Source organism: Thiohalophilus sp. (assembly GCF_034522235.1).
Taxonomy (GTDB): Bacteria; Pseudomonadota; Gammaproteobacteria; order UBA6429; family Thiohalophilaceae; genus Thiohalophilus.
In genome coordinates this window covers 1,092,252-1,106,417 of record NZ_JAXHLN010000003.1, presented here as the reverse complement: position 1 = coordinate 1,106,417, position 14,166 = coordinate 1,092,252, and the positions used below count along the sequence as shown (strand labels likewise).

At 58.9% G+C, this 14,166-nt stretch carries 15 protein-coding genes; 13 read left to right on the top strand and 2 right to left on the bottom strand.

Annotated elements, in window-relative coordinates; genetic code table 11:
* Nucleotides 1–23: 23 nt before the first annotated feature.
* From U5J94_RS08385 to gspE, 11 genes are all read left to right on the top strand, one after another.
* Nucleotides 24–779, top strand: coding sequence for an outer membrane protein assembly factor BamD (locus U5J94_RS08385; protein ID WP_322565193.1), 756 nt, complete (start codon nucleotides 24–26; stop codon nucleotides 777–779).
* Entirely contained in the window at nucleotides 776–1,672 is an 897-nt protein-coding gene (gene gspK, locus U5J94_RS08380; RefSeq protein ID WP_322565192.1) for a type II secretion system minor pseudopilin GspK, read from the top strand. Before U5J94_RS08385 ends, gspK begins: the two co-directional genes overlap by 4 nt.
* Before the next feature lie 41 nt (nucleotides 1,673–1,713).
* Nucleotides 1,714–2,958 carry a type II secretion system protein GspL gene (gene gspL / locus U5J94_RS08375; RefSeq protein WP_322565191.1) on the top strand — a complete coding sequence of 415 codons (1,245 nt, stop codon included), beginning with the start codon at nucleotides 1,714–1,716 and terminating at the stop codon, nucleotides 2,956–2,958.
* Nucleotides 2,955–3,491 (top strand): type II secretion system protein M, encoded by a 537-nt coding sequence (locus U5J94_RS08370; RefSeq protein ID WP_322565190.1) that lies wholly within the window; start codon nucleotides 2,955–2,957, stop codon nucleotides 3,489–3,491. The genes gspL and U5J94_RS08370 overlap by 4 nt, the downstream gene beginning before the upstream one ends.
* Nucleotides 3,488–4,273 (top strand): type II secretion system protein N, encoded by a 786-nt coding sequence (locus U5J94_RS08365; RefSeq protein WP_322565189.1) that lies wholly within the window; start codon nucleotides 3,488–3,490, stop codon nucleotides 4,271–4,273. Before U5J94_RS08370 ends, U5J94_RS08365 begins: the two co-directional genes overlap by 4 nt.
* 93 nt (nucleotides 4,274–4,366) lie before the next feature.
* Entirely contained in the window at nucleotides 4,367–4,792 is a 426-nt protein-coding gene (gene gspG / locus U5J94_RS08360; protein ID WP_322565188.1) for a type II secretion system major pseudopilin GspG, read from the top strand.
* Complete coding sequence (gene gspH, locus U5J94_RS08355; protein ID WP_322565187.1) at nucleotides 4,761–5,312, top strand: type II secretion system minor pseudopilin GspH; 552 nt, start codon at nucleotides 4,761–4,763, stop codon at nucleotides 5,310–5,312. Before gspG ends, gspH begins: the two co-directional genes overlap by 32 nt.
* Nucleotides 5,313–5,314: 2 nt before the next feature.
* Nucleotides 5,315–5,752: a type II secretion system minor pseudopilin GspI gene (gspI, locus tag U5J94_RS08350; protein ID WP_322565186.1), complete on the top strand. Its 438-nt coding sequence runs from the start codon at nucleotides 5,315–5,317 to the stop codon at nucleotides 5,750–5,752.
* Nucleotides 5,749–6,432: a type II secretion system minor pseudopilin GspJ gene (gspJ, locus tag U5J94_RS08345; protein WP_322565185.1), complete on the top strand. Its 684-nt coding sequence runs from the start codon at nucleotides 5,749–5,751 to the stop codon at nucleotides 6,430–6,432. Before gspI ends, gspJ begins: the two co-directional genes overlap by 4 nt.
* 5 nt (nucleotides 6,433–6,437) lie before the next feature.
* On the top strand, nucleotides 6,438–7,409 hold the full coding sequence (gene gspC, locus U5J94_RS08340; protein ID WP_322565184.1) for a type II secretion system protein GspC: 972 nt from the start codon (nucleotides 6,438–6,440) through the stop codon (nucleotides 7,407–7,409).
* A 2-nt stretch (nucleotides 7,410–7,411) separates the two neighbouring features.
* On the top strand, nucleotides 7,412–8,947 hold the full coding sequence (gene gspE / locus U5J94_RS08335) for a type II secretion system ATPase GspE (RefSeq protein WP_322565183.1): 1,536 nt from the start codon (nucleotides 7,412–7,414) through the stop codon (nucleotides 8,945–8,947).
* Nucleotides 8,948–9,091: 144 nt separating this feature from the next.
* On the opposite strand, the gene U5J94_RS08330 is transcribed toward gspE, so the two are convergent.
* Both U5J94_RS08330 and U5J94_RS08325 read right to left on the bottom strand, forming a co-directional pair.
* A complete protein-coding gene (locus tag U5J94_RS08330; RefSeq protein WP_322565182.1) occupies nucleotides 9,092–10,330 on the bottom strand; it encodes a DUF1015 domain-containing protein in 1,239 nt (412 codons plus the stop codon).
* Between the two features lie 81 nt (nucleotides 10,331–10,411).
* Complete coding sequence (locus tag U5J94_RS08325; RefSeq protein ID WP_322565181.1) at nucleotides 10,412–11,281, bottom strand: M48 family metalloprotease; 870 nt, start codon at nucleotides 11,279–11,281, stop codon at nucleotides 10,412–10,414.
* Between the two features lie 301 nt (nucleotides 11,282–11,582).
* On the opposite strand from U5J94_RS08325, the gene U5J94_RS08320 reads away from it, so the two are divergent.
* Both U5J94_RS08320 and U5J94_RS08315 read left to right on the top strand, forming a co-directional pair.
* Nucleotides 11,583–13,091 carry an adenylate/guanylate cyclase domain-containing protein gene (locus tag U5J94_RS08320; protein WP_322565180.1) on the top strand — a complete coding sequence of 503 codons (1,509 nt, stop codon included), beginning with the start codon at nucleotides 11,583–11,585 and terminating at the stop codon, nucleotides 13,089–13,091.
* Nucleotides 13,088–14,161: a hypothetical protein gene (locus U5J94_RS08315; RefSeq protein WP_322565179.1), complete on the top strand. Its 1,074-nt coding sequence runs from the start codon at nucleotides 13,088–13,090 to the stop codon at nucleotides 14,159–14,161. The genes U5J94_RS08320 and U5J94_RS08315 overlap by 4 nt, the downstream gene beginning before the upstream one ends.
* Nucleotides 14,162–14,166 lie beyond the last annotated feature (5 nt).

The window sequence follows — 14,166 nt, the reverse complement described above, 5'->3', positions numbered from 1 at the left end:
GCCCGAGGGGAATGATTAAAATTATGATAAAAATCGCCTACCAACGTATCGCTTGCAACCTCATCGCGGTCATCGCACTGGCGGCGCTCTCATCCGGCTGCAGCGTGCTCGGGGGAGACCAGCGTCAACATGACGAGGCCGTTGCACTTTACCAGCAGGCGATGGCCGCTCGCGAGGACGGACAGCTTGAGACCTCGCTGGCTCACCTGGATACCCTGTTGTCCGATTATCCGAACACGCCGCAAGGTCAACAGGCCATGCTGGAAAAAGCCTACACCCATTACCACCTGAAAAACTACCCTCTTACCATTGAACAGACCAGTACCTGGCTTGAACAGGGCAGCGAGGCCGATACCCCGGAGCGTGCCTATGCCCGTTTTCTGCGCGCCGAAGCCGCCCGGGCGCTCTGGAATGCAGACACTTCTTCCCCCCGAAAGACCTCATTGGCCCGCCAGGCCTTCGCCTATTATCGCAAGGTGGTGGAATACCATCCCGAAAGTAAAGAAGTAAAAACCGCGTTTCAACGCATGCAACAGCTGCGTCGGGATCTGGCCGCCGAGGAATTGCGCCGCGCCCGTGAGGACATGCAAGCCGGCGATTTTGCCACCGCCGCCGAACGCGCCGCCTGGGTGGCCGAACAGTACCGGGATGTCCGCCACGCCGCGGATGCCCTGGCGCTTCAGGCCGAAGCGCTGGAAAACCTGAATCGGGATCGTGAAGCCGCGGCCACCTTGAGAATGCTGCAAATTCTCTATCCGGATCATCCCGCCGTGGAATGATGACGCCATTTCAAAAACTCGCTGTTCATTCTGGTAGAAAAAAAAATACCGGCGTCGCGCTGATCACCGCCCTGTTGATCGTCTCTCTGGCCACGGTCGCCACCGTCTCGTTGACCGCCAGCCATCAGCTGGATCTGCGCCGCTCCCTGACCACGTATAATCTCGGTCAGGCCCAGCTGTATGGCCGCAGTATCGAAGCGCTGGCCAGCGAACTCATTATTACCTTACGCAACGATGCCGAACTCGCCGAGGAGCTGACCCGAACCTGTCAAACCCCGCCGTTACAACTGGAAATGGGCGGCTTTCAAATTCAGGCCCGCCTCAGGGATCTGCATTGTCGTCTTAATCTTAACAATCTGCTGGATCCTGAAGATAAGGCAACGGAGGCCGGCTTTATTCGCCTGGTCGATGCGCTTAACCGGCGTCATAGCGACATGGCGCTGGAATCCCGGGCAATTATCAGCGCACTGCGTGACTGGGCAAATCCCGAGGTCGACGATGACTGGTACACGCGTCAATCGCCGCCTTACCGATCCGCCAATCAACCGCTGTTCTCGACCAGTGAGTTGCTGCTGATCCGCGGCATGAATCCGACCGCCTACCATTATCTGGAACCGTATGTGACAGCGCTGCCCGAAAGCGGCACCACGCTTAATGAAGCCTCGCTGCCGCCCCTGCTGCGCGATGCCTACGAATTCCCGCCGCAAGAGGAAATGGATAGCGAAAAACAGGGCGCCTGGGGTCGCTACATCGAACTGGCCATCGCCATCCGACAGGACACGTTCCTCTACAGCCAGTGCGCGGTGATCGACGGCGACCGGGGAACGGTACTGCAACGCTATCAGCAACCCTGTCCGCGATCGCCGACGTCCGATTTGGCCACAGCCCGGTAATGTGGGGTACACTCGGTCTTATCGAGAGCAGGACAACGATCATGCCAGAACAGCTCATTCTCCATCTGCCCGCCGCTTCTGATGGCTCATACGAATATGCCGTTATCAATGTCCGGGGTGAACTGGAACACCAGGCACGCAGCGGCAGCGACAATCTGCACCAGGCCCTTGCCGGCCGTCGTTGTTTCGTCGTCGTACCGGGAACGGATGTGCTGATCACGCGAGTCAATCTGCCAACCCGGCGTCGCGATCGCATCGCCCAGGCCTTACCCTATACCCTGGAAGATCGACTCATCGGTGACATCAACGACTTCCACTTTGCCAGCAGCCTGACGACGAAAGGCCCGGGCCTGACCGCGGCGGTGGTGGACCATGAACGAATGCAAACCTGGGAGCAGGCGCTGGCACAACTGGCGATCACCCCGATCGCCCTGATCCCGGAAAACGGCATTCTTCCGCTGGATACGCAACAATGGCACATTCTGGCCGATGAACAGCGGGTGTTGTTGCAACTGGGTAACGGCAGTTACACCCTGGAGCCGGACGCCGCACTGCTGACCCTGGAAGCCGCCCTGCAGGAAATGGACGACGACGATCTCCCCGCTCACCTGGAAATCGAAGCGCCGCAGACAGTGATAACCCGTTTACAGTCTGTGCTGGCCGCCCATCCCGAAGTCGAAGACAACGTCGCCATTAACACCACCACCAGCGACATGCCGCTGTTACCACGACTGGCCTCGCGCCTGAACGAACGCCAGGTGGTGAATCTCCTGCAGGGCGCGTATGCCCGTCAGGCTCGCTGGGACTGGGTCTGGCGTCCCCTGCGACCGGCCGCGGCGCTGTTGGTCGTGTGGCTGCTGGCCCAGTACAGCGTGCAATTTGCCCAGACACAACGTTTGCAGGCCGAACGGGATCAACGGCAAACAGCGATCGAAACCATTTATCGAGACACGTTCCCCGACAGCCGGGTGGTCAACCCGCAGGTGCAGATGCGTCAACACCTGGCCGCCCTGGAATCGACACAAGATGACGATAATAACCCGCGCCTGAGCAATCTGCTGGCGCTGGCCGGTCCGGCACTGGCGGGGGATGACACCCAATTGCGTTCCCTGCGTCTGCGTGACGGCCGGCTGGAGGTGGACCTGAGCGCACCCTCGATCGAATCGCTGGAACGGATCCGGGAAAAACTGGCCGCCTACGAGGGTCTGGTTGTCGAACTGCGCTCGGCCAGCACACGGGGTAAGCGCGCGGACGGCCGCTTACTGATCCGCGGGGAAGCGACATGAACCTGCGCGCGCAAATTGATCAGCAACTGGCGCCACTGAAACAGCAAATCACGCTCTGGTGGCAGGCGCGCAACCTTCGCGAGCGCTGGATTCTTGCCGTCGGCGGCGGGCTGGCCGTGATCGTGTTTGCCTATGTCGGACTCTGGGAGCCGCTGGTAAAACAACGCGCCGCCCTGGAACAGGAACTGGTCGAACTGCGCGAAACCCATGCCTGGATGAAACAGGCCGCCGCCACGATCCGTGCCCGCACCAATCAGTCGGGCACGCTTCCCGCCAGCGAAGATCGGTCGTTGATCGGTCTGGTTGACCGCAGTGCGCGCAATGCCGGCCTGGGTGAACAACTCAACCGGGTTCAGCCGCAGGGGGATTATGGCGTGCAGATATGGTTCGAACGGGTTGCCTTCGATCGACTGATAACCTGGATCGATGAGCTGGAACGCAGCAGCGGCGTGCGCGTCAGTGCCTTGCAGGTCGAGGCCACCGGTGCTGGCGGACTGGTGGATGTGCGGCTGAATCTGGAGATGACCCAATGAACCGGCTGCGCTCCCGCCTGTCGCGCCTTCCCTGGTCAACGCTCGGGTTGCTGGGGCTCGGTCTGCTGTTTTATCTGATTTTTCTGCTCGCCCGCTGGCCGGCCAACCATGCCTGGCAACAGATCGACGATCGGGGGATGTTACCGCCCGGGGTACAGGTCGACACGGTGGCCGGCACCATCTGGCACGGCGAATTACGACAGCTGAACGTGGCGGGCATGGCGATAAACCGGCTGCGTTGGCAGGTACGCTTTGGCACCCTGCTTGGTGGCCGACTTGGAGTGGATATTGACGCCGCCACCGAAGGCGGGTTTCTGCGCGGGCGAGTCCATCTCTCGCCAATGCGCCTGGGCGGCGAAAAGATCAGCGGGCGGCTGCCGGCCAACCGGCTTGAGCCGATCATTGCCCGCTACAGCCCCATGCCGACGCAAGTGCACGGCCAGCTCGCGCTGGCCGTGGAAAATCTGGCGATGAATCATGACGGCACCATCCAGCGTCTCGACGGCCGCCTCGCCTGGCAGGAGGGCCGCGTCGAGGTCGATAACACGGTGTTTGAACTGGGCGGCCTGATCAGCGACCTGCAGGCCAACGACGGTATCATCCACGGCAAGCTGAGTGATGATGGCGGGCCCCTGGCGCTCGACGGCCAGTGGCAACTGCGCCCCGACGGCCACTACCGGCTGGATGCCCGGCCCCGTGCCCGCGATCAGGCCAGTGACGCCTTGCGTAACGCGCTGGCCCCGCTGGGCAATCGCCTCCAACTGGAAGGCCGCCTGAGGTAACCCGCTTGCAAAGCAAACGCCAACCCATGACACTAATCATCTGAAAACTGTTCCAGGTCAATACGATGTTCAATCCCAACCAATGAAGCTGACATGACAAAACGATCCCAGCGTGGCTTCACGCTTATTGAAATTATGGTGGTGGTGGTGATTCTCGGTATCCTCGCGGGTATCGTCGTCCCGCGCATCATGGACCGTCCGGACAGCGCGCGGGTCAATGCCGCGGCCCAGGACATTCGTGCCATCGAGTCGGCACTGAATCTCTATCGTCTGGACAACAGCGTCTACCCCTCCACCGATCAGGGGCTGGAGGCACTGGTGGAAGAGCCCGGCGGCCAACCCGAGCCGCGCAACTGGCAGGGCTATCTGGACAAGATGCCGCGCGATCCGTGGGGCAACCCTTACCAGTATCTTAATCCCGGGCAACATGCCGAATTCGATCTCTACAGTCTCGGCGCCGACGGCAAGCCGGGAGGCGAAGGCGTCAATGCTGACATTGGCAACTGGAATCTGGACTGACCGCCGCCAACACGGTTTCACCCTGCTGGAACTGCTGGTTGTTATCGCTATCATGACCATTCTCGCGGGTCTGGTGGTTCTTTCGATCGACGTCTCGGACCCGAACCGCGCACTGCGCGAACGCGGCGAACGCCTGGTGGCGCTGATCAATCTGGCCCACCATGAGGTGATGCTCGGCGCGCCTCCCATCGGTATCGCCTTTACCGCCGAGGGTTATCACTTTCAACGCCAGCAGCTGATTAACAACGAGGTGCTGGAGTGGCGCGACATTCCCGACGACCGCACCCTGCGACCGCGCTCCCTGCGCGACGCCGGGCTGGAGCTGGAACTGCGGGTGGAAGGCCGGCCCGTCGAGCTGGAATGGGCCCCGGAACATCCCTCGCCCAATATATTTCTGGAGCAAAATGGCACCCTCACCCCTTTTGAGCTGGTGCTGCGGGATCGCGACCAGCCCGAACGCCAGTTGCGACTGATTGGCGAGATGAACGGCCGCCTCACGCTGGAACAGGATCGGGGTTAACCATGGCGGACAGCACCCAACGCGGTTTTACCCTGATGGAAGTCCTGGTGGCCGTCGCCGTACTGGCCATCGCCCTGGCGGCGGCCATCCGGGTGGGCAGCCAGACCGCGATCAATACCGTTGAATTGCGCGAGCGGACCTACGCCGGCTGGGTGGCCGACAACGTCCTGGCCCGAATCGAGGCGGGGATCGAACCTGTTATGGGACCGGGGAAACGGCGCGGCAAAACGGAACTGGGCGACCAGGCGTGGGAGTGGCAACTCACCGCCGAGGCGGCCAGTCCGCCGCTGCCCATGGCGATCGACCTGCCCGGCCTGCTGCGTCTGGAAGTGGCGGTCTATCGCGCCGATGCCGCTGACGAGCGGGCCGTGGTGAGGCGCGAAATCTGGCACAGCCTGCCCCGCAGCGCAACGGCGAGTGAAGAGGAGGCGGCGCAATGATCCACACCGCCCGAACAACCGGTTTCACCCTGCTGGAACTGCTGGTCGCCCTGTCCATCTTTGCGCTGGTCTCGACCATGGCTTACGGCGGCCTGCAGGTGGTACTGGAAAACCGCAGCCGCGTGGTCGCCGAAGGGGAGCGGCTGGGCGAGCTGCAACTGGCCGTGGGCGTCATCGAACGCGATCTCTTGCAACTGGCCCAACGCAACTGGCGCGATCAATGGGGCGAGACACACCCGCCGCTCACCTACGATGTACTGAATATGGCCCCGCGCCTGGAGCTGGTCACCAGCGGCGGACGCCCCGGCCCGCAACGCAGCCGGCTGACCCGAATCGGTTACCAGCTCGAAGACGGCGTACTCTATCGGCTGATCTGGAGCCATCTTGACGGCAGCCCGCAGGAGCCGACTTACCGAACCCGGCTGGCCGGCGATACCGGGGAGACCCGCCGGTTCGAGGCGCTGGAATTCGAATTCTATTATCGCGAACGTGGTGCCGTGGACCCCGCTGCCACGCTGACCACCGACAGCTGGCCGCTCAGAGGACAACAGGGGATCAATCCCGAGTTACTGGCCGTCGAGTTGACACTGGAACCGGCCCGGGGCGGTACGATTCGCCGCCTGTTTGCCATGCCGTCGCAACCCCGGACTCGACGGCAAGCCCCCGCCGATGGACAATAGCGCCCATGAACACGCTTAACGAACGCCTCGGCAGTCTGGCTTCAGCGGAGACCGGTGCCCCGTATGTACGCCGTCTTGCCACCTTGCTCAAGGCCCTGGTGGTGATCCTGCTGGCGTCAACCGCAGCACAACTGACCTGGTTTTTTCTGGCCGATCCGCCCGTGCCGCTGAAAAGCGCCGGCGTCACCGCCCCGGTCGGTGCAACAAAAACCGAAACCCTCCGCGGCAGCTCCCTGCAGAATCCGAAAACCACGCTGTCGGATCTGGCAAAGAGCCACCTGTTCGGCACCCCGCCCGCCACGGAACAACGTCAATCGGCGGTACCCACCGAGGCACCGAAAACCCGCCTCAATTTACGCCTGACCGGGATCCTGGCCATCGGCGGGGACGGCCAGGGGGTCGCCATCATCGCCCGCGGCAACGAGCAGCGGGTCTATACCACCGGCGCGAATCTGCCCGGCAACGCGATACTCAAATACGTTCATCGGGATCGGGTCATCCTCTCGCGTGCCGGGCGCTTCGAGATGCTCCTCCTGTCGCGCGACAAACTGGAACTGTCCCAAACCGATGCCGGGGTCCAGGCGGCATCGCCGGGTGAATTTCCGGTCGACGGTTCAGCGCGCGACCCCGAACCCGTCGAAACCGAACAAAGCCACATCCCGCGCAATGAACTGACCCAATTGCGGGAAGAGCTGAATAACGATCCCCGGCGGCTTGCCGATCTGATCCAGTTCACGCCGATCATGAGCGAGGACGGTATTCGCGGCTTTCGTATTCAGCCGCGATCTGCAGGGCGGGACTATTTCCAGCGCGCCGGACTCGAAGAGGATGATATTGTGACCGCAGTGAACGGTATCCCGGTCAGCGACATGCAACAGATGAGCGGACTGGTCAATCAACTGGAAACCGTTCGCGAACTGCGCCTGCAGGTGGAACGCGGCGGACGCGAACAACAACTGGTAGTAGGCATTGACTGACCATGGCTGACAATCTCGTTCCAAATTCCATTTCCTACTCTTTTGCCCGCCAGCACGGACTGGTGCCGCTGCCCGATGACGTTTCAGAAGGCGATAACGCGGAGGAAACCGCCGGCCCGGTCCGTGTTGCCTGCCGTGCCAATGTCCATCCCGGCGCGATCGCCGAGCTGCGCCGTCATCTTGGCCAGCCGTTGATGCTCGAGTCGGTCAGCACGGAGGATTTCGAAACCCTGCTGCGCAATCTGTATGAACGTACCTCCGGCGATGCCGCCTATGCCATTGCCGGCATGGACGAGGGCATCGATCTGGCTCGCGTCGCCAGCGAACTGGGTGAGCCCACGGATCTGATGGAGTCCGAGGATGATGCGCCCATTATCCGCCTCATCAATGCGTTGCTGACCGAGGCGATCCACGAAGACGCCTCCGATATTCACATCGAAACGTACGAAAACCGTCTGGTGGTGCGTTTTCGGGTGGATGGCGTATTGCGCGAGGTACTGCAACCGCCGGCCGGACTGGCGCCCCTGCTCACCTCGCGCATCAAGGTCATGGCCCGGCTGGATATCGCGGAAAAACGTCTGCCCCAGGATGGCCGCATCTCCCTGCGCCTGGCCGGACGGCCGGTGGACGTGCGCGTCTCCACCCTGCCGACCGGCCAGGGGGAACGGGTGGTAATGCGTCTGCTGGACAAACAGGCCGGGCGGCTCGATCTGACCCATCTTGGCATGCAGGCAGGCGACCTTGAGCGGCTGGAACGGATTATTCACCACCCCCACGGCATTTTACTGGTTACCGGTCCCACCGGCTCGGGGAAAACCACCACCCTGTATGCCGCCCTGGCCGCCATTAATGATCGCCAGCGCAACATCATGACGGTCGAGGATCCGATCGAATATTATCTGGACGGCATTAACCAGACCCAGGTGAACCAGAAAGTCGACATGACCTTCGCCCGCGGCCTGCGCGCCATCCTGCGCCAGGATCCCGATGTCGTCATGGTGGGTGAGATCCGGGATGTCGAAACGATGGAAATTGCCATCCAGGCCTCCCTGACCGGCCATCTGGTACTCTCCACCCTGCACACCAATACCGCGATCGGTGTCGTCACCCGCCTGCGCGATATGGGGATCGAGCCGTTCCTGCTGGCCTCCAGTCTGGTGGGGGTCATGGCCCAGCGGCTGGTACGCGTGCTCTGTCCACACTGCAAATCCCCGTTCGAGGCCGGACCGATCGACATGAAGCATATGGGACTCGATCCCGCCAAAGATACCACGCCGACGCTCTACCAGGCGGTCGGGTGCGAGGCCTGTAACGGACTCGGTTATCGGGGCCGTACCGGCATCTACGAAGTCATCGAGGTCGACAACACCTTGCGCCAGATGGTCCACGACGGCAAGGGCGAACAGGCCATGGAACGCTACGTGCGCAAGCAGGCCACCTCGATTCACGCCGACGGACTACGCCGGGTCCTGGCCGGTGATACGACTCTGGAAGAGGTCTTGCGGGTCACCCAGGAAGCCGAGATTCAGGAAGACTGAATAAAAGTTTCGAATATCCGAGCGCCCCCTGCAGGGTGAAACAGGTGAAGCGGTTCCACCTGAGCCTGATCCTGTAAGTCACGCTGGCGTCAGCCTGCGTAACACCTCTGCTGGTACGCAGAATATCTTCGCCGGTTCGGGTTATCAATCCAGCACGTGCGAAACCAGCCCGTCGGCCAGTTTGGGCTCAAACCAGGTGGATTTGGGCGGCATGACTTCGTTGGCGTCGGCAACCGCCATCAGATCCGACAGGCTGGTCGGATACAGGGCAAACGCCACCTGCATCTCGCCGCTGTCGACCCGCCTTTCCAGTTCCGCCAGGCCGCGTATCCCGCCGACGAAGTCGATGCGCTTGTCGCGGCGGGGATCATCGATCCCCAGTACCGGATCGATGAGATTGTTCTGCAACAGACTGACATCGAGCCGCCCTACCGGATCCGCCTCGGGGATGCGGTCCGGATCGATCGTCAGCCGGTACCATTGCCCGCCCAGATACATGCCGAACTCGCCGGATCGGCCCGGCTTTACTATCCCCGGGCTGGTCTCGACGCGGAAGGTCTCCTCCAGCTTACCCAGAAACGTCGCCTGATCCAGTCCGTTCAGGTCCCGAATAACCCGGTTGTAATCGAGTATCATCATCTGGTTATCCGGAAAGATCACCGACAAAAAATAATCGTGATTTGCCTCGCCGGCGGGTTTTCCCGTACCGGCACGCATTTCGGCGACCCGCGAAGCGGCGGCGGAACGATGATGACCGTCGGCGATATACAAACAGTCCATCGCTTCAAACGTCGAGGTAATCGTCTCGATATCCGTCGGATCATCCACCCGCCAGAGCACATGACGAACGCCGTCATCGGCGGTGAGATCATATAATGGCGGGGTTTGACCAACAGCCTCGGCCAGATCATCGATCGTTGTGTTATGTCGATAGGTCAAAAAGACCGGACCGGTCTGGGCATTGAGAGCATCGATCTGTCTGACCCGGTCGTTCTCCTTGTCAGGACGGGTATATTCGTGTTTTCGAATACGATTGCGATCGTATTCGGCGACCGAAGCGACCGCCACCAGGCCCATCTGGACATGCTCGTCCATTTGCAACTGATAAAAGTAATAACAGGGCTGCGCTTCGCGCATCAGGACTTTATTATCGCTCAGGTTCTGCAAATTTTCCGCACCCCTGGCATAAACGCTGTCCGCATAGGGGTCGGTATCCCCGGGCAGGTCGATCTCCGGCTTGGAAATATGCAAAAAACTGTAGGGCCGGCCCTGTGCCTTGTCTCGCGCTTCCTCGCTGTTAAGCACATCATAGGGTGGCGCGATTACATCACCGGCATGTTCAGGTACTGGCCGCAAACCGGCAAAAGGACGAATCAGGGACATGGTGGCTCCTTGGCTATTGTAGGTATTGTATTTATTCTTTAATGGCACGTTCAGCCGGATACGGGTTTGATCATGCCTGCTTCAAATACCCGTATGCAAGGCCTGCAGCCTTTCGTGCAGGGCGGGATGACTGTTAAACAATTGGGTGAAGCGGAATTTAAGCCGGTCGGATAAGCCAAAGGCGGCAAGTTGCCGGCGCTGCGTAGCGGCTGTCATAACATCCAGACAACGCAGTGCGCCACGCATCTGTTTTATACCCACGAGCTGTGCCGCCCCCTTATCCGCCCGGTATTCACAGTCCCGGCTAACATGCATAATCAACAAACTGGCCAGCCAGCCACCGGCCAGTTGCAGCAGCACCATCGTCCAGACATAGATCAGCCCGCCGGAGGAATAGCCCCGCCAGCAGCGCGCTACAATGTCATCCAGCAAGCGGGCAGGTGCATGAATAAAAATCGTCAGCACGCCCTGCAGGAAGGCCAGGATCTGCACGTCCCCGTTGGCGATATGACTGATCTCATGCGCCAGAACGGATTCCAGCTCCCCGGGCTTCAGACTGTGTACCAGTCCCTCGCTCAGCACGATCGTGGCATGCTGTCGATGCAGGCCCAGAGCAAAAGCATTGAGTTCACGTGAAGGATAGATCGCCACCCGCGGCGGGTTGATTTGTCGCCGCAGGGCCAGGCGGAACGTCGTGATATGCAACCACTGTTCCAGGCCGCTTAACGGTTGCTGTAACAGGCGGGCCTTCAGAATTCGTCGGCAATAAATCTGCATCCCGAGCAGAGACGACAGCCCGGCGAACAGGACCAGCCCGGCAAGTATCAGCAATAACAGCAGATACTCCCGGGCAGAATCGTGTGCAACCAGCAGTCCCAGCCAGGGCAGACAACCCAGAAACAGCCCTACGGGGGTCAACAGCAGCAAGATCGGCGATTTGACAAGCGCCATTTTTCCACATCTGCGCCTGCTGCGGCTCAGTGTAGTCCTCAAATGCGTCTCCTCCGCCGGCTTGTTATATGACATGGTTCACAAAATAGCGGTCCCGGATTCGCCATCTCATCCACGGGCACAAACCGTGACATTTTGCTTAAATATACCGATAATTACAGGCATTGGGGAGGGTGAATTCTCAAAACGGCAATTTCCGGCAACGATATAATGCCCGCCCCGATCCTCCATCCCGGACTCATTGCCTGGTAATATAAAAAATATGGGAATACTGTCAGGACAGCGATCGGTGATACGTCAATTGAAACATTGGCGAACGCGCCTCCAATCCCGACTGCGGCGATTTGTCAAAAACCATATCCCGGAATATTTTCCCATCGCCTATAAATTGTCGCTGACCATTACCTTTTTGATCAGCGGCGGGATGATTCTTCTGGGACTGGTGATCGTCACCAATCAGACCGAGCTGCTACGCAGTCAGATGGATGAATTTGGCCAGGCGATGGTCAACCAGCTGGCCGAGTCCTCCAAGGAACTCGTTCTATCCGATGATACCCTGAGCCTGATGGTCGTGATCAGCAATCTCGGCAGCAACGAAAGCATTCTCGGTGCCGCGATTTATTCCGATAACGGCGAGACCCTGGCCTCTTCCGGCGCCGGCCCGGTCAGGGACATTATCAATCTGTATGGCCAATCCAATGAGATTGGCAATAACAGTTACAGCATCTCCTGGCAGTCCTCCAATGAAGCGGGGGAAAAGATTGATGCCGTCTCGTTTATTACACCCATTCGCTTCCAGGGCGTTATCGCCGGTCACGCGATGGTCAGTTTCAGCGAGGAGACGCTGAATCAGTCAATACAGCACACCATCAGCGCCATCGCGGCCGCCACGATTCTGATGATCATTCTGGGGATCATTATTGCCTTCATCATGGGCGATCGTCTGTCTCGCCCCATACACAGGCTGATGGACGCCAGCAGGGCTATCGGTAGCGGCAATTACGGTTACCGGATCAATGAACGCCGCAACGATGAAATCGGCTATCTGACTTCCTCGTTTAACGATATGGCAAAGGGACTGCTGGAGAAATCCCAGGTTGAAAACGCATTCTCACGCTATGTCTCCCCCAATGTAGCCAGGCAGATACTGTCCAATCTCGATGAAGTTCACCTGGGCGGTAAACATATTGAAGGCTCGGTGCTGTTTGCCGATATTGTCGGTTTTACCAGCATGTCGGAGAAACTTCCGCCTGATGAAGTTGCCAATTTTCTCAACGAATACTTCTCTTACATCGCCATGGTCAGCGAGCTTTATCACGGCACAATCGATAAATATATGGGTGATTGTGCGATGATAGTTTTTGGCATACCGGATTATGATGAGGAACACAAATTCAATGCGATCGCCTGTGCCGTGATGATTCAGCGCCTGGTTGATCGGCTGAACGCCCGCCGAATCAGAGAGGAGAAACAGCCGGTCTATTTTCGGATCGGCGTCAACACCGGCGTCATGCTTGCCGGAAACATGGGATCACCGGAACGCATGCAATATACTGTCGTCGGGGAAGCCGTCAACCTTGCTTCCCGGCTTCATTCTGTCGCTGACAAAGGCCAGGTCGCCATTACCGAACTGTTCTACAAAGACAAGGATATAAACTGGCGAGTTATTGCAAAAAAACACAAGTCGATTCAGTTGCGCGGCATCGCCGAGCCCGTTTCGACCTATATAGTCAATGACGTAGCAAGCACCTACCGCAGCACCATGGATTACCAGCTCGATGAAATACTGGCAGGAAAATTTGTGGCATGACTTTTTTACGTGTCGTTTCTGTCATCGCGCTATCCCTGTTGCTGAGTAACTGCGCCTACCTGCATTCCTTTGATGCCAATCTGCCGGAGAAAATCGACCAGTGGGTCGAGGAAGAGAAATATCAAAAAGCACTCAACACGCTTGAACATGTCAAACCCGATAATGACAACTATGCGCTGCTAATGCGGAAAAAAGAGCAGATTCTGCATCTGGCTGACAAGCTGGAGCAGGAAACCATTGCCAGCGCAAACCGGCTTGTTGCCCGAAACGAATGGCACAAAGCATCGCAGCTCTATGAAGAAACCCTGAAGAAAATCCCCGAGCACGAAAAACTGCGCCAATCACATGCCGGGTTCCTTGATAAAAGACAGGCCTATCTTGAAGACCTTGAGTTACGACTGTTGATAAAAAAAGGCGCCTGGCTGGGTAACAGTTCCGATCTGTACAGGCAGATAAAAAACACCGTCCCCGGAAACTACCAGACTGTTTCCGGCATTCGCGACTATGAGCGTGATCGGCAACAAGCATTACAGGCACTGATCGAATGTGCACAGACCGCAAGCGCGGCCGACAAACTTGATTTGACGCGCACATGCCTGACACTGGCGCAGCGTATTGACAGCCGTGTTCAGGATGACCCGCGTCTGGCCTCGGCACGCAAAAAAATCAGCCGGGCAAAAGAGGCCAGCCTGAGACAATACAAACAGCAGACAACGGACTTACTTGCCAACCTCAGAAAGGGCTACAGTCTTGATAATCTGCAACGTTCTCACGATCATCTGAAGAACTCGAATGACTTTTCGACCCTGGATTCGGAGGCGCTGGATCTTCTGGATGATCTGGACAAACATTTAAAAACCGGTATAGAACAGCGCATGGAATCCGCAAGGCGGCTTTATAGTGCCGGCAAGATTGAGCATGCCTTGAAAATCTGGGAGTCACTGCAAACCATCGCGCCTGACAACCAGAAACTCGAGGCGTATATCGAACGGGCACACCGGGTTTTGAAAAAACTCCGGCAACTGCAGGAAAAAGGCTCGGTCATTCCCTATCCGCAGCAGCAAAACTGATTCCC

Bases quoted from the DNA above. Each gene is read 5' to 3' on its own strand.
- U5J94_RS08385 (WP_322565193.1), top strand. From the start codon at position 24: ATGATAAAAATCGCCTACCAACGTATCGCTTGCAACCTCATCGCGGTC.
- gspK (WP_322565192.1), top strand. From the start codon at position 776: ATGATGACGCCATTTCAAAAACTCGCTGTTCATTCTGGTAGAAAAAAA.
- gspL (WP_322565191.1), top strand. From the start codon at position 1,714: ATGCCAGAACAGCTCATTCTCCATCTGCCCGCCGCTTCTGATGGCTCA.
- U5J94_RS08370 (WP_322565190.1), top strand. From the start codon at position 2,955: ATGAACCTGCGCGCGCAAATTGATCAGCAACTGGCGCCACTGAAACAG.
- U5J94_RS08365 (WP_322565189.1), top strand. From the start codon at position 3,488: ATGAACCGGCTGCGCTCCCGCCTGTCGCGCCTTCCCTGGTCAACGCTC.
- gspG (WP_322565188.1), top strand. From the start codon at position 4,367: ATGACAAAACGATCCCAGCGTGGCTTCACGCTTATTGAAATTATGGTG.
- gspH (WP_322565187.1), top strand. From the start codon at position 4,761: ATGCTGACATTGGCAACTGGAATCTGGACTGACCGCCGCCAACACGGT.
- gspI (WP_322565186.1), top strand. From the start codon at position 5,315: ATGGCGGACAGCACCCAACGCGGTTTTACCCTGATGGAAGTCCTGGTG.
- gspJ (WP_322565185.1), top strand. From the start codon at position 5,749: ATGATCCACACCGCCCGAACAACCGGTTTCACCCTGCTGGAACTGCTG.
- gspC (WP_322565184.1), top strand. From the start codon at position 6,438: ATGAACACGCTTAACGAACGCCTCGGCAGTCTGGCTTCAGCGGAGACC.
- gspE (WP_322565183.1), top strand. From the start codon at position 7,412: ATGGCTGACAATCTCGTTCCAAATTCCATTTCCTACTCTTTTGCCCGC.
- U5J94_RS08330 (WP_322565182.1), bottom strand. From the start codon at position 10,330: ATGTCCCTGATTCGTCCTTTTGCCGGTTTGCGGCCAGTACCTGAACAT.
- U5J94_RS08325 (WP_322565181.1), bottom strand. From the start codon at position 11,281: ATGGCGCTTGTCAAATCGCCGATCTTGCTGCTGTTGACCCCCGTAGGG.
- U5J94_RS08315 (WP_322565179.1), top strand. From the start codon at position 13,088: ATGACTTTTTTACGTGTCGTTTCTGTCATCGCGCTATCCCTGTTGCTG.